Consider the following 17,336-nt stretch of genomic DNA (forward strand, 5'->3'; position numbering starts at 1 on the left):
TCACTATAAAAGATAGAGAGAAGGCTCTTAAACGTCCATTCGCTCTTATCGTTCAGACCATATATGTCTGCAAACGGTTTGGCACCTTTCTTTTGTTAAAAAGAGGTTGCTGGGTTTCATTGGGTCCATGTCCCTCCACCACTCAGGATAAGAGAATCCGTTACTAACTATACTACCGAATCCCCTCATCAATGTCAATTTCGATTTTTAAAAGTTTTTGTCTTTTCCAGGTGGAATAAATAAGGCAATATGTTATACTAATTTAATGTAAAGGCTTACACGAAATATTTCAATAAATTGATGCTGGAGGGATTGGGTATGTCAGTAGATACATACAGCGAAACACCTAAAATTAAACATTTGTTAGAGAAAGAAAGCTCACTGTTTCAACTTTCTACTACACAACTTTACAACAAGATTTTAGATAATAACGAGGGCGAATTAACTGAACTAGGAGCAATCAATGCAAGTACAGGTAAATATACTGGACGTTCTCCTAAAGATAAATTCATCGTAACTGAACCTTCTTATAAAGATAATATCCACTGGGGAGATATTAACCAACCTATTGATGAAGAAACCTTCTTAAATCTCTATAATAAAGTTTTAGACTATCTTGAAAAAAAAGATGAACTTTACGTTTTCAACGGCTATGCTGGAAGCGACAAAGATACTCAACTTAAACTAACGGTTATCAATGAATTAGCATGGCATAACCTATTTGCACAAAACATGTTTATTAGACCTGAATCAGTTGAAGAAGCTAAAAATATTAAGCCAAACTTCACAATTGTTTCAGCACCTCATTTCAAAGCAGATCCAGAAGTAGATGGCACTAAGTCAGAAACATTTGTTATTATTTCATTCAAACATAAAACAATTTTAATCGGTGGTACTGAATACGCTGGGGAAATGAAAAAAGGAATCTTCTCAGTAATGAACTACTTATTACCAATGCAAGACATTATGAGTATGCACTGCTCTGCAAACGTAGGTGACAAAGGCGATGTAGCTTTATTCTTCGGTTTATCAGGAACTGGTAAAACAACGTTATCTGCTGCACCTGACCGTAAATTAATCGGTGATGATGAACATGGTTGGAATAAAAATGGTGTCTTCAATATTGAAGGTGGATGCTATGCTAAAGCAATTAACCTTTCAAAAGAAAAAGAACCTCAAATCTTCAATGCTATTGAATATGGTACAATTCTAGAAAATACTGTAGTTGATGAACGCGGTCGTGTAGATTTCGACGATAACACTAATACTGAAAATACACGTGCAGCTTACCCTATTCACCATATCGATAATATTGTGTTACCTTCAAAAGCAGCACATCCTAATACGATTATCTTCTTAACTGCAGATGCATTCGGAGTACTTCCTCCAATTGCTAAATTATCTAAATCACAAGCAATGTATCATTTCTTAAGTGGTTTCACTTCTAAACTAGCTGGTACAGAACGCGGTGTAACAGAACCTGAACCATCATTCTCAACATGCTTCGGTGCACCATTCTTACCATTAAACCCTATTAAATATGCTAATTTATTAGGTAAATTAATCGATGAGCATGATGTAGATGTTTATTTAGTAAACACAGGATGGACTGGCGGTAAATACGGTGTAGGACGTCGTATTAGCTTACACTATACACGCTACATGGTTGACCAAGCTATTACTGGTAAATTAAAAAATGCTGAATTCATTAAAGATGAAAAATTCGGCTTAAGCATTCCTACTGAAATGGAAGACGTACCTAAAACAATCTTAAATCCAATCAACGCATGGAGCGATTCAGATAAATATCGTGCTCAAGCTGATGATTTAATTAAACGCTTTGAAGATAACTTCAAAAAATTCGGTCCGGAAGTTAAAGAAATTGCTGAAACTGGCGGATTCAATAAATAATTATTAAATAGGAAAATGCCCACTCCACTGACATCTTGATGATGTATCAGTGAGACTGGGCATTTTCTTTTTGTTCTTCAATTTTTTTCATCCAATCATGAATATAATTCAACGCTTCTTTCATTGCTTTAGGGCGTGGCACATGACCTTCTTCTAATTGATAGAATGTATCGTACAGAGCCTCCTTTTTCTGCAACTGTTCTTCCAAGTAATAACCTTGATGAATGCCAACCTGCCAATCTTTGCCTCCATGTACAATCAATATTGGTGGGCTCGTACTATCAATTGATTTGAGTGCATCACGTTTCTCATACTCGTCTTTATCTTTCTTCGGATGACCAACCATCCGTCTCAACATGCCACGCAAATCTACTCGTTCTTCATACATTAATCGCACATCAGAGACGCCACCCCATGCAATATAACTATCAACTGGATAATCTTGGAAAGTTAGCAACCCTTGAAGTCCCCCTCTTGAGAATCCAATCATATGTACATAAGCCTTTGGATATTTCTTTTTTAAAATGTGCACGAGTTCTGTCACGTCGTTTAAATCTGCACGACAAAATTCATCTCGACCTTCACTACCATTACTTCCTCTATAATATGGTCCTACAACTAATGTATTTAAATTCGCAAACTGCATCAATCTCGCAGCACGTACACGTCCAACTTGCCCCTTGCCTCCACGTAGATATATCACTATACGTTCTACATGCTCATTGTAAGGCGTCATTTGTAAGGCTTTGACTTTAAGATGATTAACCTCATACGTTATCTCTTCAAAACGGTGCGTGTGTGATTCAATCGGCATTTTTTTAGTAGCTATAATACCCAAGCTCAATCACCCTCTCCAAACATTTGAGAATAGCGTCATCTTGAATTAAATAACTTTGATACGCTTCAGAAATATCATCAATACGCTTAAATAGCTCTGGACCCTTAGTTTCTAAGTAGTCATTTTTATTTTGAATCTCTTTGACATCAATGACATAAACATCTTTAGCAAACTTAGAGCCATCATTAGTATGCACTTGATATTGAGCAATATAATTTATATCATCAGCAATTGCACCTGTTTCTTCGAACAACTCCCTCTCAATCGCTTGTTGACTAGATTCTCCTTGTTCAACTTTACCACCAGGAAATTCAATACCTCTTTGTTTATGTTGCGTAAATAATAGCTGTTTTCTGAAAATGGGAATAGCTAAAACGTGATTACCATTCGGTTCATCATTATTGGTTTTAAACTGCATTGTGACACGTCTATTATCTTTATCTACAAACTCCACGTTCCTCACTACTCCTTTGAATGTGTTAAACTGTTTAATAATCAATCAATGCTGGAGGGTTCCTATGTTTAAAAAATTCTTTTTAGGCATTATTCATATATATCAACGCTATATTTCACCTATGACGCCACCAACTTGTCGCTTCTATCCTACTTGTTCAGAATATACTAGAGAAGCAATTGAAGTCTATGGCGCCTTTAAAGGTGGATATATGGGTGTGCGTCGTATTTTAAAATGTCATCCACTTCATAAAGGTGGTTTTGACCCTGTCCCTTTGAAAAAAGATAACAACGATCATCACTCATAAGGTATTAATTGTGTTTTATTAACGATTGGGGGATTAAAATGAATCAATCCCTCTTTTAATTTCCCTGTACCTTGCGTAAAATCTTTATCAAAATAATAGCCATTTGGTGTAATATCTCCTGGATAATCTCCTTCGTTTGCTAGTAAGGCTGTAAAGTAACGGCTCAAACCATACTCGTACATTCCGCCAACTACCACTTTAACTTGGTGTTGATGTAAAGTTTGAATTAATTGTTGTGCTTTATCAAACCCACCTACTCTAAATGGTTTAATAATCACCACTTCGATTGGATAACGCTCAATGATTGAAATAATCGCTTCTTCATTAAGTGCTTTTTCGTCTATAGCAATAGGTGGATAATTATTTAAATCTACTTCATTAAGTAGAGATAACGATTTAAAAGGTTCTTCGATGTATATAATATTTTGCGACGTCACTTGTTCTACCTTTTCCAAATCACTAATAGTTAATGATTCATTAGCATCTAAAGCTAAATAGTAATTGTGCTTGAGATGTGTATCTAACTTACGAATATCCTCATTTAAATGATTAGACCACTTAAGCTTAATGCGAGGCGGTTGCGTCGTTTGAAGTGTTTGTAACTGTGACTTCGTTAAACCACTAGCAGTCGCACCATACTCTACGGTGAAACTAGGTAGCTGATGATACATTTGATAAATTGCCATCACTGCTGTACAACGTGCTGCTGGATAAGACTCAAGCTGATTCAAATATGGCTCCCAATCCGTAAAACTATTAAATATAACTCCTTTAATGTTTCTCGCCCAATCTTCTAAAATGCTTTTTACAGAATAAATAGTTTCTTTATCATACCAATTTGTTTCAAACGAATTGCATTCTCCAAAATATAACTGATTTTCATCAGTAACTAATTCTATAATAAGCGCTTTTCGATGTGTCATTTCCACTTTAGGCGTAACAATTGGAGAATGAAATGACGCATTATAATAATAAAAATTGACTTTTTTAATTTTCATACTGATTTACCTGTGAAATCACTTTATTACGTTGTAACTTTCCAGTAGAAGTATAAGGTAATAATTCTGTACGATGATAATATTTAGGAACTTTATATTTAGCTAATTTATTTTGTAAAAATTGGATAAGTTCATCATGTGAAATTTCATTTTCAGAAACATAATAAAGCACTGGAATTTGGCCCCATGTTTCGTCATCCTGTGGCACACATACCGCGTCTTCTATACCCTTATATTTCTTAGCAATCGTTTCAATTTCATATGGATAAATGTTTTCGCCGCCACTGATAATCAAGTCTTTACGACGATCATAGACCATAACATAACCTTCATCATCAATTTCAGCAATATCGCCCGTTTTGAAATAGCCATCTTCAAACGTGTCATCCAGTTGCTTAGGATATAAATAGCCATTCATGACATTATTTCCTTTGATAAGAAGCTCTCCATGCCCTTCTTCATTTGGATTTTTAATTTTAACTTTCACATTTTCACTTGGTTTGCCAACAGTATCATAACGTTGCGCAAGCATCTCTGGCGTTGCAGTTAAGAATTGAGAACATGTCTCCGTCATCCCAAACGAATTATAAATTGGTAAGTGATTACTAAGTGCTTGATCAATTAACGTTGATGATAACTTCGCGCCACCTAGTAATATTTTTTCAATTGAAAATGGTTGATTTAACCCCGCATCCATGAGCCATTTTAATGTCTGTGGTACAAGTGACACATGAGTAGGTTGCTCTTCTTCTATAATATTAAGCATTGTTTGAGTATCATATTTCTTTAAAATGGGAACTGTGAAGCCTTCAATAATTGAACGTAAAATCACGCTTAAACCTGAAATATGATAGATAGGCAGTACAGATAGCCATATTGTATCTTGATCAAAGCCTAAACTCTGTTTACATCCTATGGCACTCGCATAATGATTTTCAAAGGTTTGTGGAACTGCCTTTTGAGGACCTGTAGTACCAGAAGTAAACATAATTGAAGCAATGCGCGAAATGTCGAACGTTTGCGTATTCGAAGAAGGTTCCAATGTGTTCAATTCATTGAAAGATACAATTTTAAAAGAAGATAAGTCAAAATTCGTAGTCGTAATAATTGTAGAAATATCTACAGAGCACATTTGATTAATCATTTCTTGTTGCGTCAGACGTGTATTAATCATAGCAACTTCAATATTAGCTAACCAGCATGCGTTCACCAATATTACTGAGTCAATGTCATTATGAATATATAGCCCTACTCTATTTTCATTTAATGATATTAACTGTTGAGATAATTCGAAAGCACGATGATATAAATCTTCAAACGTCATAGCAAATTTACCATCAGTAACTGCAATTTTATTTTTATTCTTTATACTTTGTTCTTTTAACCAAAAATCCAAAATACATTCCTCCATATAATATACATATTTATTATAACGATTTTCTTTAGAGTTAGCAGTGGATGTGATTAAAAGAATTAAATAATTATCTCCTAGATTCATTACATAAGTGTTAAAAATAAAAAAGAAGACAATTTGAATTGCCTTCTTTCTTAATTCATTAGCTCATAACAAATATTAATCATTTTGAGCTTCAATATGGAGAGTATGGGATTCGAACCCATGAGACGCGATAAAGCGTCTACACACTTTCCAGGCGTGCTCCTTCAGCCAGACTCGGACAACTCTCCCCTATTATAAAATTGTATAAATAAAAAAACAGAAGCGATATTTCACTTCTGTTTGGATGACTCCTACGGGACTCGAACCCGTGTTACCGCCGTGAAAGGGCGGTGTCTTAACCGCTTGACCAAGGAGCCATGGCTCCACAGGTAGGATTCGAACCTACGACCGATCGGTTAACAGCCGATAGCTCTACCACTGAGCTACTGTGGAATAATGTTAATAATGGAGCGGGTGATGGGAATCGAACCCACAACATCAGCTTGGAAGGCTGAGGTTTTGCCATTAAACTACACCCGCGTAGTAAACGATTATGGGGCGGTTGAAGGGAATCGAACCCTCGAGTGTCGGAACCACAATCCGATGCGTTAACCACTTCGCCACAACCGCCAAAGTGTAAATGGTTCAGGACAGAGTCGAACTGCCGACACATGGAGCTTCAATCCATTGCTCTACCAACTGAGCTACTGAACCATAATAAGTAAGTAATGGCGGTCTCGACGGGAATCGAACCCGCGATCTCCTGCGTGACAGGCAGGCGTGTTAACCGCTACACTACGAGACCTACTAAATTATGTATTGCGGGAGGCGGATTTGAACCACCGACCTTCGGGTTATGAGCCCGACGAGCTACCGAACTGCTCCATCCCGCGCTAATATTATTATTTATTTCTTAAAATCAAGTACTTTATTAGTATATCATTTAAGTCTTAGTAGTGTCAATACTTTTTTTAATTAAATTTTACATTTAATTAATTTAAGCTTTATATATTTATGCGATAATTACTTTTTAAGCACCGCTCTTTTGAATACTTTATTAGTATATATACTATGCACTTTATAGTCAATAACAATTACAAAGTATTTTGTGTAAAAAAACGCTACACTTAGAAAATTTTAATTAAATATACGAATTGGATATTAATTACCTTAGTAATGCCCGATAAAATGCTACTTTTGCTCATAAAAAATCACCGTTTAACCTTTCTTATAATGATTATAGATTAGGCCAAACGATGATGTATATCCCCTATTTAATTAATAATCACTCTAAATTATCTTGTCATATAGATTTGCATTCTTTCTTGAAGTTCGGTAAAAGAAACAAATCCTTCTTCTTCAAGAAAATGGCCGCCCTCTTCTACGATTCTCATATGACCACCCAATGTTTCGAGAAGTTTTTCTGTTTCTTTATATGAAACATGTTGATCTGTTTTAGAAGCTAATCCATAAAAACGTTTAACTTTACTTTTAATCGTAGAATAATCAATATTTATTGGATCGATATTGACATTTTTGTCTATATCTTCAGCATCTTCTTTAAAACCAGCTATACTGAAAAATCCTGCTAATGATTCTTCAATATTCAAATCTTCAATATATTTCAATGCTGCTATTGATCCAAATCCATGTGTAACAAAATATGTATCTGAGCTAGGAATTTCAATTTGCTTATTCATTTCTTTGACCCATTGATGAATATTATGGTTATTATCATTATCTAAATGAAATAATTGAACATTATAGCCTTCCAATTTCAAATTATGTTGCAACCATTCATACCAATGATTATGTGAATCTCCTATACTTGAGTGAACAATAATGACATTTGTCATAGTTAATCCTCCTATTGAATAATTGATTGGTTTAACTTAACTTTATTTAAACATAACTTAAAATAAAACACTTTAAAGAGACGGTTTAATTCTCTAAAAAGTGTTCTAATATTATCCATTTATAATTCATCTATAAGTTCTTCTACTGCATTTTTCCCTTGTTGAATACAGTCAGGTAGTCCTACTGCTTCAAAGGGTGCACCAGTAATTCGCAAACCTTTATACGTTGCTTTCACATGATTCTGGATTTCACGTATTTGTTTAATATGGCCGATATGGTATTGTGGCATACTTTTTGGCAAACGATTGACGATAGTAAAATCTGGATCACCTTTGAAGGTCATCATTTTATTCAAATCACGACGAGCAATCGCTGCTATTTCTTCATCTGTATGATCATCTACTACAGTATCACCAGGTTTACCTACATAAGCACGTATTAAAACTTTGCCTTCAGGGGTTGTAAATGGCCATTTTTTCGTAGTCCATGTACAAGCAGTTATATTCGTATGACTTGTTCTTGCGATAACAAACCCTGTACCATCATACGTATTCTCGATGTTCTTTTCATCGAATGCGAATACAACCGTCGCTACCGTAGTTGAATCCATTGAATTAAAGTAATTAAACGCCTGATCGTGATTAAACCATTTCATGAAAGTGTGATGAGGTGTTGTGACTAAGACACCATCAAATGGTTCGCTTCCACTATTGGTAACTATTTCATAATTATCTTCATTGATTTTTATATCGTCGACAGGGGTATTGTAGCGAATTGTTACGCCTTTAGATGTCACATCTTCTTCTAATGCTTCAATAAAAGAACTTAGCCCATGTCTAAATTGTTTAAATTGGCCTTTAGGCGCGCCTGGATATAATTGGCGCTGCTTAATGCGCTCTGCCTTTTCATGTTGCATTCCTTTAATTAAACTACCAAATTCTTCTTCTTTTTCTTTAAAATTAGGAAATGTACTCATAAGACTTAAATTGTCTATGTCTGTACCATATATACCACCCATAAGTGGCTCAATTAGATTTTCAAGAATTTCATTTCCTAAGCGTCGTCTAAAGAACTCCCCTACTGATATATCATCCTTCATTTGGATTGGAGATTTAAATAAATCTAGACCTGCTCTTAACTTTCCAAGTGGCGAAATTAATCTCGTTTTAAGAAATGGTTTAATATCTGTTGGAATGCCCATGATTGAGCCACCAGGAATAGGATAAAGTTTATTCTTCGCAAAAATGTAAGACTGACCTGTTTGATTAGTGATTAAATCATCTTCTAAGCCGATATCTTTAGCAATATCCGTCATAATCGTCTTGCGCCCTAAGTAAGATTCTGGCCCAAGTTCAATCGTATAGCCATCTTTGCGATAAGTTTGAATTTTACCACCAGGTCTTTGAGTTGCTTCAAAAATAGTTACATCAATCTCTGGTTTATAATGTTTAAAATAATATGCGCTAGCTAATCCAGTAATTCCAGCACCTATAATTGCAACTTTTTTACTCACTATGAGTCCCTTCCTTTATTAAAAAACTGTTTTTACTTCATCAACGATTGCACCAATAAATAATGGATGTGTATCTGGCATAGCTGGGCGGTAATAATTTGCGCCTACTTCCTCACATACAACTTTACATTCATAATCGTTATCATACAAAACTTCTAAATGTTCACATACGAAACCAACAGGAGTATAAATAAAGTTTTTATAATGATGTTCGTTGTAAAGGTCACGTGTTAAATCTTGAACGTCAGGCCCTAACCATGGCGTGCCTGTATTCCCTTCAGATTGCCAGCCTTGCGCCACATGTAAAATATTAGATGAAGATGCTAAGCGTTTCATTGTATCTTGTAGTTCATTTGGATAAGGGTCGTTATTTTTTTCAATAAGACCTTTAGGTAAACTATGTGCAGATACAACTAAAACTGTTTCATCATGTTCTTCACTAGGAATTTGTTCTAACGTTTCATTAATTTTATTAGTCCAATATTCAATAAATTTAGGTTGTTGATAGTAGTGTTCAACATGATAAAGTTTAATACCGTATTTATCCGCTTCTTCTTTCGCACGTTTATTATAAGAACCAACTGAGAAGCTTGAATAATGAGGCGCTAGCACTACAGTTACCGCTTCTTCAATACCATCTTTATTCATTTTTTCAACCGCTTCTTCAATAAAAGGAGAAATGTGTTTTAATCCTAAATACAATTTGAATTCCACGTCTTCATATTCATCGTTTAAAGCCTCTTTCAATGCTTCAGCTTGACGGTCAGTTGTACCTGCTAATGGAGAAAGTCCTCCAATAAATTCATAGCGCTCTTTTAAATCTTGAAGTTCTTCTTCAGATGGTTTTTTACCATGTCTAATATCTGTGTAATATGGTTCAATATCGCTTTCTTTGTATGGTGTGCCATACGCCATAACTAATAAACCTACTGTCTTAGTCATTATATAAAACCTTCCCTTTTATTATAAATTGCTATATTAACAATGATTATTTTTGTGTGTAATCATGCACAAATTGTGTCACGCGTTTAAGTGTATCTGGTTGAACTTCTGGAAAAACACCGTGTCCTAAATTAAAGATATGTTGACCTCTTTCTAATCCTTCGTCAAGAATAGATTTAATTCTTTTCTCAAGAACTTCCCAAGGCGCAAGTAATAAAGATGGATCTAAATTGCCTTGAAGTGTTTTATTAACGCCTAAATGATTCGCTTGTGTAATGGATGTACGCCAATCTAAACCTAGAACATCAATTGGTAAATCATTCCATTCATTAATTAAGTGACTCGCTCCAACACCGAATAGAATAACCGGAACATCATAACGTGATTTAATACCATTAATTAATTGTGTCATAGATGGTTTAATATAGTAGCGATAGTCTTCAACATTAAGTGCACCTACCCATGAATCAAAAATTTGAATCAATTCAGCATCTGCTTCAACTTGAGCTGCCACATAATCAATAGAGATCTCTACAAGGTGATTCATTAACGCAAACCACGTTTCTTCATCTCCATACATCATTGCTTTCGTAAAGTTGTGATTCTTAGAAGGTCCGCCTTCAATCATATATGAAGCCAATGTAAATGGTGCACCAGTAAAACCGATTAATGGAACATTTAGTTTTTCTTGGGTAAGAATTTTAATTGTTTCTAATACATAAGGTACATCTCTTTTAGGATCTATCTGAGTAAGTTTTTCTACATCTTTAACAGATTTAATTGGATTATGAATAACTGGACCAATGCCTGATTTAATTTCCACATCTACCCCAATTGGTTTAAGTGGCGTCATAATATCTTTATAAAGAATAGCAGCATCCGTATTATAATTGTCTACTGGTAAATGTGTTACATAAGCACATAATTCTGGTTGGTGTGTTATTTCAAACAGTGAGTACTTCTCTTTCAATTTGCGATATTCTGGTTGTGATCTTCCAGCTTGGCGCATAAACCATACAGGTGTATGGGATGTCTGTTCACCTTTTATTGTTTGTAAAATCGTATTATTTTTATTATGCACCATAATATCCTCCTAAATTAAAATCATTCTTATCTATAATATCATATCACGTTTATTTTATCGTTTATACTACATTAAATGTCATAAAAATGACATAGCACTTTAGTATATATATTTAATGAATATAAAATTACTTTTAACAGTAATTATAAACTATTTAATATAAACAAAACTATCATTCATAAGGTCTATTTTAACTTTAAAATAATTAAATTATATAAATAATTGATATAGCAACAATCCCTATTTAATCGTATAATAAAAGCAATAAGGGAGGTATGATTCATGAAAATATATACAACTTACGGAACTTATGGTTACTTAAATCAAATCCGCTTAAATAACCCAGAAAGAAATTTATTTTTATTTTCTACGGATGATTCTTCTGTCATTATTGAGGAAACAGAAGATAAATCAATATTAAAGCACCCTACTGTTTATGATACAGTCGTTGAAATCAACGAATTAAGTAATGATCATTTTTATTCAGCATTATTCATCCCAACTTCAGATGATCATTCATATCAATTAGAAAAGAAACTTGAAAATTTAGATTTAAAATTAGAAAACTTCGCTGGTTTTAAAAGTTACCGCTTCCTAAAACCTGAGGAAGGCACAACTTATAAAGTATACTTTGGCTTTGCTAATCGTCAAACATACCAAGACTTTAAAGAATCAGATTTATTTAAAGATTACTTTTCAAAAGAAGCGTTAAGACGCTACTTTGGTTCAAGTGCACAACATTCTAGCTATTTTGAAAGATATTTATACCCAATTAAAGATTAGTATTATAAAAAATAAAGGTTGTCTTAGTTAATTGAGATGTATTTCTCACTAACTTGAGACAACCTTTTTTATTTAATCTTTTAGTAAAGATTCTTGATATTGTAATTTTTTGATTGTACTGCGAATAGTAAGCCATCCTACTATAAAGAAGACAATCGCGAAGATAAAGTATTGCGGATAAATGATAACAAACGTTATGGAGAAAATAACCCCAATGATTATCATTAAACGATATAAGAACTTTTCATAGCCTTTAATCACTTCTGCATCTGATACCGGCCAAACTTGAGGCCATAATCCATATGCTTGTTGAGTATAGAATTGAGACATTTGTAATAAAATAATGTACATAAATAGGCTTCCAATAATCACTGTAACAATTGGGAATGATAACCAAATCATCAAAATAAGTGCAATCACAAGTAATCTTAAGATGATTGTAAATGCATCTCTTCCCCTCATGAAGCTACGCGTAAATAAATATAAATACATATTTTTAGAGTTAAAACGTTGTCCTTTAGGCGTTGGTAACAAGAAGTCCAAATATTGTCGTCTTACTGCACTTTCTTTTAAATGTTTAACATCAGTAAACATATTAACGAATTTATAGTAATTTGTATGATGACGTTCTTCAATTAATATCATGCGTTCCCATGGGAATAAGTAGCTATGCTTCATTTTCGGAAGTAAGAAAATCGCTAGCACTAATATAATTGTAAAAATAATTCCCCAGTACATTTGATGACCTAACACTAAATAATATGCTAATCCATTAAGTACAAATAAAATGATATTAAGAGACCAACTTTGTAAATGTGATTGGTACCACTTCCATCTTAGTAATAAAGCAAGAAACGGATGAATAAGGACTAAAACGATAAAGAAAATATAGCCTAAACTTAGTCCATGATTAAGTTTGTAAAATAATGGAAATAACACGATTAATAAAATGATTTGGATAATGATTCGGTTGAAATAGCTATATCTTAAGCTTAAATTCATATATTCTTTCATGTGCTTCTCAAACGGTAAAAGGAATATACGGTCAGCATCTTTTAAAAAAGTTCTCATTGGAAATATAGATGTGATTGCTAAAACAAGACTCGCAAACAAGGCATAATCGATGTGTGTTGGCATATGTTTTAACCATTGGCCATAACCAAGAATGAACGCGCCAAGTAGTATTAATAAGAATACTGAGAAATGCCCATTAAATATAAATTTATTATAATAGCTTTTTTCCTTACGAATCGCTTTATGACGCTGTTGAAATAATGCTATAGCTGATTTATTCATGTATGTTGCCCACCTTGTGTAACATGAATATAAATGTCATCAAGTGTATGGTGATTTAAGCCTGTTTGCTCACGGAGTTGGTCTAAATTGCCAAAGCCTACAACTCTACCTTTATCTAGAATAATGAAGCGGTCACAATAACGTTCTGCCGTTGCTAGAATATGCGTACTCATCAATACTGTTCGTCCTTCATTCTTCTTCTCTACCATTAAATCAAGCATAGACTGAATACCTAAAGGATCGAGTCCTAAGAATGGTTCATCGATAATATATAGTTCAGGATTAACAATAAAGGCACAAATAATCATAACTTTTTGTTTCATCCCTTTTGAAAAGTGACTCGGGAAGACTTTAAGTTCATTTTCTAATCTAAATGTTTTTAGTAACGGACGAGCACGTTTCATAGCTTCTTCTTCACTAATTTGATACGCCATTGCCGTCATAGCGATATGCTCTTCTAATGTTAATTCTTCATAAATCACTGGTGACTCAGGTATATAGGATAACTTTCTGCGATAAACTTCAATATCATCGGTGATATTTGTATCTGAAATAGAGAGCGTACCTTCCATAGGCGTTAATAATCCCAACATATGCTTAATTGTTGTACTTTTACCTGCCCCATTAAGCCCTATTAAGCCTACGATTTCTCCCTCTTTTAATTCAAAATTTATATCTTCAATTACAGGACGTTTGCCGTAACCTCCTGTAAGATGTTCAACTTTTACTGTCATAAGGCACCTCCATGACTTACATTGTACCAAAATCATTCTCTAACTACTAAAGTTAGCTATAGCTTACTAACGAAATTTTAATACAGTAATGATATAATATTGAATAAAATAAGGCATAAGGAGTGTATTCAAATGGCAGAAACAGTATTTGGTAAAATTTTAACTGGCGAAATTCCAAGTTATAAAGTTTATGAAAATGAGTACGTATACGCTTTTTTAGATATTTCTCAAGTGACTAAAGGTCATACTTTATTAATTCCTAAAAAAGCTTCTGCAAATATTTTTGAAACAGATGAAGAAACAATGAAACATATTGGTGCTGCAATACCGAAAGTAGCAAATGCTATTAAAAAAGCATTCAATCCTGATGGTTTAAACATTATTCAAAATAATGGCGAATTTGCTGATCAATCTGTATTCCATCTTCATTTCCATTTCTTACCACGTTATGAAAATGATATTGATGGCTTTGGTTATAAATGGAATACGCATGAAGATGAAATTGACGATAATAAGAAAAAAGAAATTGCAGAGCAGATTAAAGCTCAATTTGAATAATTCTGCATATTGTATGTCTTTAAAGGGTAATATAAAATTAAATTGAGTTTTAAAAAATTAAATTTACGATATTAAACTAATAATTTAATTTAAACTTATTAAAATGACGATATATTAAGTGAGGAGAATATAATATGAAAGTAACACGCGTATTATTTGGTATTGGTGTTGGCGTAGCAGCTGGTGTCGCTGTTTCATGGATGAACCGTGATGATCGTGGCGTAATTGAAGGCGATACTAATGGCGTTAAAGTGCCAACTGGTGCTCGTTCTGAATTAGAACGCGAAATCGAGTCAGTTAAACGCAGTTTCCACAACATCATTGATTATAGTAAACAAGTAAAAAATGACGGTGTGCAATATGGTAGCGAGATTGGCGATGAATTCAAATCATTAATTGGTGACTTTAAATCAGATATCAATCCTAATATTGAAAAATTAAAGTCACATATTGAAAATCTGCAAAATCGCGGTGAAGAAATCAGCAATACATTTTCAAAGGATAAAAAATAATATTGTTGATAGTTAATGAGGAGTAAAATAGGAATCTATTTAAAGATTTCTGTTTTACTCTTTTTTGTTTATTAATTTCATTTTTAACTGAATGAAATAAAAAATAGCTTCTTCACTTTGCCGGTATGTGTAAATATTATCTTGATTTTATCTATAGTAAGTTAGATAATACTTAGCGTATATATGACCTATTAAGAGGTGGAATTATGTTTCTATGCAAACAGCAAATCGATATTCACGCTCGTTTTGGGATACCAAGAATAGCATTTCTTAGCTTTGTAACTACGGTGATTGCGTTTTTAGTAAGCTATGAAATTATGTATTACTTTGTTGATACACCGTTATCAGATAGATACTTTTTAATTTTATTATTTTTTTTATTTATGATGTATCCTATTCACAAATTTATTCATTTGTTATTCTTTTTACCTTATTTCAAATCTTTTAGAGCGCATAAATTAAATAAAAAGCGTTATTTACCATATTTTAATACGTATGTCAGCACACCTGTGCACAAAATTTATTTTTGTATTAATTTAGTTATGCCTTTTTTAACTATTACAAGTATTTTAATATTCTTAACTACGCGTTTTCCAGAATATGGACATTATTTTATGTTTTTATTAGCATTAAATTCTGGCATTTCAGTTATGGATTTTTTATATTTGAAAATAATTATTTTTTCTAATGAAGGACAGTTTATTGAAGAACATCAAACAGGCATCAGTATTTTAAATAAAGTACCCTACCATTCACCATATTAATATTTAGGAGTGGAACAGAAATTTAGATAATTTCTTTACAACCCCAACTTGCTTTGCTTGTGGACTTTCTTTTTGAAAGTCTTTTTGTTGGGGCCCCAACCCCAGTGGGCTTTCTTTTCGAGAGGTTATGGTCAACATGTAAATCTGCCTATATGTTAGCGAAGGCTGAGACAATCTACTTTGTCTCAGCTTTTTTTAATTCTTAAGTCGTATAGGCACTACTACTTTGGTAGTAGTGCGTTGGTTTCTAATTGGTGAAGCGCTTAGAATATGTTATAGTTACGTTGTTATTAATGTAAAAGGAGCTATCAACTATGAAAATTATGAATAAATTAATTGTTCCGGTAACAGCAAGTGCCCTGCTTTTAGGTGCTTGTGGTAATCATTCTACTGATTCGGAAAGTAATACGCTTATTTCTTCAAAAGCTGGAGATGTAAAAGTTAAGGATGTAATGAATAAAATTGGCGATGATCAAATTGCAAGTACTTCATTTAGCATTGCCTTAAATAAAATTTTAGCTGATAAATACAAAGATAAAGTCGATACTAAAGATATTGACAATAATATTAAAAAAGAAGAAAAACAGTATGGTGGTAAAGATCAATTTGAAAGCATGCTTAAACAACAAGGTATGACTTTAAATGATTATAAAGAACAGAAAAAACTAGCTGCTTATCAAAAACAATTATTAGCAGACAAAATCAAAGTATCTGATAAAGAAATAAAAGATAATACTAAAAAAGCTTCACACATTTTAATTAAAGTTAAATCAAGTGATAGCGATAAAGAAGGCTTAAGTGATAAGAAAGCTAAAGCTAAAGCTGAAGAAATACAAAAAGAAGTTGAAAAAAATCCAAGCAAATTTGGAGAAATCGCTAAAAAAGAATCAATGGATACATCTAGTGCTAAAAAAGACGGTTCATTAGGTTATGTTGTTAAAGGCCAAATGGTAAGCAGTTTTGAAAAAGCCTTATTCAAACTTAAAGAAGGCCAAGTATCAGACGTTGTCAAAACAGATTATGGTTACCATATTATTAAAGCCGATAAAGAAGACGACTTTGATAAAGAAAAATCTAGTCTAAAAACTAAGATCATTGAGCAAAAAGTTCAAAAAGATCCTAAATTATTAACTAATGCATATAAAGACTTACTTAAAGAATACAATGTAGACTATAAAGATAGAGACATTAAAAAAGCTGTAGAAAATACGATTTTAAATCCAGACAAATTAAAACAGCAACAATCTCAACAAGATAGCTCATCTGCTGGCCTATCTTCATAATTTTCAAAAGTTAAAAAGTTATTAAAAACGATAGTTGCAACTGATTGAAGTTGCAACTATCGTT

General features: G+C 33.2%; 17 protein-coding genes, 8 tRNA genes and 1 riboswitch. Of the genes, 7 read left to right on the top strand and 18 right to left on the bottom strand.

Going from position 1 to position 17,336, the window contains the following annotated elements; translation table 11 throughout:
• Nucleotides 1-42: 42 nt before the first annotated feature.
• Nucleotides 43-154: riboswitch (SAM riboswitch) on the bottom strand.
• Between the two features lie 164 nt (nucleotides 155-318).
• The gene (pckA, locus tag LIX58_RS11930; protein ID WP_154838289.1) at nucleotides 319-1,911 is read left to right on the top strand and encodes a phosphoenolpyruvate carboxykinase (ATP); all 1,593 of its coding nucleotides are present in this window, start codon (nucleotides 319-321) and stop codon (nucleotides 1,909-1,911) included.
• 46 nt (nucleotides 1,912-1,957) lie between these two features.
• On the opposite strand, the gene LIX58_RS11935 is transcribed toward pckA, so the two are convergent.
• Nucleotides 1,958-2,725, bottom strand: coding sequence for an alpha/beta hydrolase family protein (locus tag LIX58_RS11935; protein WP_371869268.1), 768 nt, complete (start codon nucleotides 2,723-2,725; stop codon nucleotides 1,958-1,960).
• 4 nt (nucleotides 2,726-2,729) lie between these two features.
• Entirely contained in the window at nucleotides 2,730-3,203 is a 474-nt protein-coding gene (gene ytkD / locus LIX58_RS11940) for an RNA deprotection pyrophosphohydrolase (protein WP_154838291.1), read from the bottom strand.
• Between the two features lie 64 nt (nucleotides 3,204-3,267).
• On the opposite strand from ytkD, the gene yidD reads away from it, so the two are divergent.
• Nucleotides 3,268-3,510: a membrane protein insertion efficiency factor YidD gene (gene yidD, locus LIX58_RS11945; protein WP_154838292.1), complete on the top strand. Its 243-nt coding sequence runs from the start codon at nucleotides 3,268-3,270 to the stop codon at nucleotides 3,508-3,510.
• On the opposite strand, the gene menC is transcribed toward yidD, so the two are convergent.
• The 14 genes from menC to hemE form a co-directional block, all read right to left on the bottom strand.
• Complete coding sequence (gene menC, locus LIX58_RS11950) at nucleotides 3,501-4,508, bottom strand: o-succinylbenzoate synthase (protein ID WP_226386353.1); 1,008 nt, start codon at nucleotides 4,506-4,508, stop codon at nucleotides 3,501-3,503. The two genes, yidD and menC, sit on opposite strands and share 10 nt — an antisense overlap.
• Nucleotides 4,498-5,904 carry an o-succinylbenzoate--CoA ligase gene (gene menE, locus LIX58_RS11955; RefSeq protein ID WP_154838294.1) on the bottom strand — a complete coding sequence of 469 codons (1,407 nt, stop codon included), beginning with the start codon at nucleotides 5,902-5,904 and terminating at the stop codon, nucleotides 4,498-4,500. Before menE ends, menC begins: the two co-directional genes overlap by 11 nt.
• 199 nt (nucleotides 5,905-6,103) lie before the next feature.
• Nucleotides 6,104-6,194: transfer RNA gene (locus LIX58_RS11960), tRNA-Ser, on the bottom strand.
• Between the two features lie 57 nt (nucleotides 6,195-6,251).
• Nucleotides 6,252-6,323, bottom strand: a tRNA-Glu gene (locus tag LIX58_RS11965).
• Nucleotide 6,324: 1 nt separating this feature from the next.
• Nucleotides 6,325-6,399, bottom strand: a tRNA-Asn gene (locus LIX58_RS11970).
• Between the two features lie 13 nt (nucleotides 6,400-6,412).
• Nucleotides 6,413-6,486, bottom strand: a tRNA-Gly gene (locus LIX58_RS11975).
• Between the two features lie 14 nt (nucleotides 6,487-6,500).
• Nucleotides 6,501-6,576, bottom strand: a tRNA-His gene (locus LIX58_RS11980).
• An 11-nt stretch (nucleotides 6,577-6,587) separates the two neighbouring features.
• Nucleotides 6,588-6,660, bottom strand: a tRNA-Phe gene (locus tag LIX58_RS11985).
• Nucleotides 6,661-6,675: 15 nt separating this feature from the next.
• Nucleotides 6,676-6,751: transfer RNA gene (locus LIX58_RS11990), tRNA-Asp, on the bottom strand.
• A 14-nt stretch (nucleotides 6,752-6,765) separates the two neighbouring features.
• A tRNA-Met gene (locus LIX58_RS11995) sits at nucleotides 6,766-6,839 on the bottom strand.
• 402 nt (nucleotides 6,840-7,241) lie between these two features.
• Complete coding sequence (locus LIX58_RS12000) at nucleotides 7,242-7,802, bottom strand: RBBP9/YdeN family alpha/beta hydrolase (protein WP_154838433.1); 561 nt, start codon at nucleotides 7,800-7,802, stop codon at nucleotides 7,242-7,244.
• Nucleotides 7,803-7,921: 119 nt separating this feature from the next.
• Nucleotides 7,922-9,316: a protoporphyrinogen oxidase gene (gene hemY / locus LIX58_RS12005; protein ID WP_154838432.1), complete on the bottom strand. Its 1,395-nt coding sequence runs from the start codon at nucleotides 9,314-9,316 to the stop codon at nucleotides 7,922-7,924.
• An 18-nt stretch (nucleotides 9,317-9,334) separates the two neighbouring features.
• On the bottom strand, nucleotides 9,335-10,258 hold the full coding sequence (gene hemH / locus LIX58_RS12010; RefSeq protein WP_154838431.1) for a ferrochelatase: 924 nt from the start codon (nucleotides 10,256-10,258) through the stop codon (nucleotides 9,335-9,337).
• A 46-nt stretch (nucleotides 10,259-10,304) separates the two neighbouring features.
• On the bottom strand, nucleotides 10,305-11,342 hold the full coding sequence (gene hemE / locus LIX58_RS12015; RefSeq protein ID WP_154838430.1) for a uroporphyrinogen decarboxylase: 1,038 nt from the start codon (nucleotides 11,340-11,342) through the stop codon (nucleotides 10,305-10,307).
• 282 nt (nucleotides 11,343-11,624) lie between these two features.
• Here hemE and LIX58_RS12020 point away from each other — a divergent pair, with 282 nt between their 5' ends.
• Nucleotides 11,625-12,125: a signal transduction protein TRAP gene (locus LIX58_RS12020; RefSeq protein WP_154838429.1), complete on the top strand. Its 501-nt coding sequence runs from the start codon at nucleotides 11,625-11,627 to the stop codon at nucleotides 12,123-12,125.
• A gap of 72 nt (nucleotides 12,126-12,197) precedes the next feature.
• Here LIX58_RS12020 and ecsB read toward each other — a convergent pair whose 3' ends face one another.
• Nucleotides 12,198-13,421: an ABC transporter permease EcsB gene (gene ecsB, locus LIX58_RS12025; RefSeq protein WP_154838428.1), complete on the bottom strand. Its 1,224-nt coding sequence runs from the start codon at nucleotides 13,419-13,421 to the stop codon at nucleotides 12,198-12,200.
• Nucleotides 13,418-14,155: an ABC transporter ATP-binding protein EcsA gene (ecsA, locus tag LIX58_RS12030; RefSeq protein ID WP_154838427.1), complete on the bottom strand. Its 738-nt coding sequence runs from the start codon at nucleotides 14,153-14,155 to the stop codon at nucleotides 13,418-13,420. The genes ecsB and ecsA overlap by 4 nt, the downstream gene beginning before the upstream one ends.
• 132 nt (nucleotides 14,156-14,287) lie before the next feature.
• Here ecsA and LIX58_RS12035 point away from each other — a divergent pair, with 132 nt between their 5' ends.
• The 4 genes from LIX58_RS12035 (at nucleotide 14,288) to LIX58_RS12050 (ending at nucleotide 17,272) form a co-directional block, all read left to right on the top strand.
• Complete coding sequence (locus LIX58_RS12035) at nucleotides 14,288-14,713, top strand: HIT family protein (protein ID WP_126566202.1); 426 nt, start codon at nucleotides 14,288-14,290, stop codon at nucleotides 14,711-14,713.
• 134 nt (nucleotides 14,714-14,847) lie between these two features.
• Nucleotides 14,848-15,225, top strand: a complete 378-nt coding sequence (locus tag LIX58_RS12040; RefSeq protein ID WP_126566203.1) for a YtxH domain-containing protein — start codon at nucleotides 14,848-14,850, stop codon at nucleotides 15,223-15,225.
• 206 nt (nucleotides 15,226-15,431) lie between these two features.
• A complete protein-coding gene (locus LIX58_RS12045) occupies nucleotides 15,432-15,989 on the top strand; it encodes a DUF3267 domain-containing protein (RefSeq protein ID WP_126566205.1) in 558 nt (185 codons plus the stop codon).
• A gap of 314 nt (nucleotides 15,990-16,303) precedes the next feature.
• Nucleotides 16,304-17,272 carry a peptidylprolyl isomerase gene (locus LIX58_RS12050; RefSeq protein ID WP_126566207.1) on the top strand — a complete coding sequence of 323 codons (969 nt, stop codon included), beginning with the start codon at nucleotides 16,304-16,306 and terminating at the stop codon, nucleotides 17,270-17,272.
• The last annotated feature ends 64 nt before the right edge of the window (nucleotides 17,273-17,336 follow it).

The sequence above is a fragment of the Staphylococcus sp. Marseille-Q1834 genome, assembly GCF_916858875.1.
In the GTDB taxonomy this organism is placed as follows: Bacteria; Bacillota; Bacilli; order Staphylococcales; family Staphylococcaceae; genus Staphylococcus; species Staphylococcus pragensis.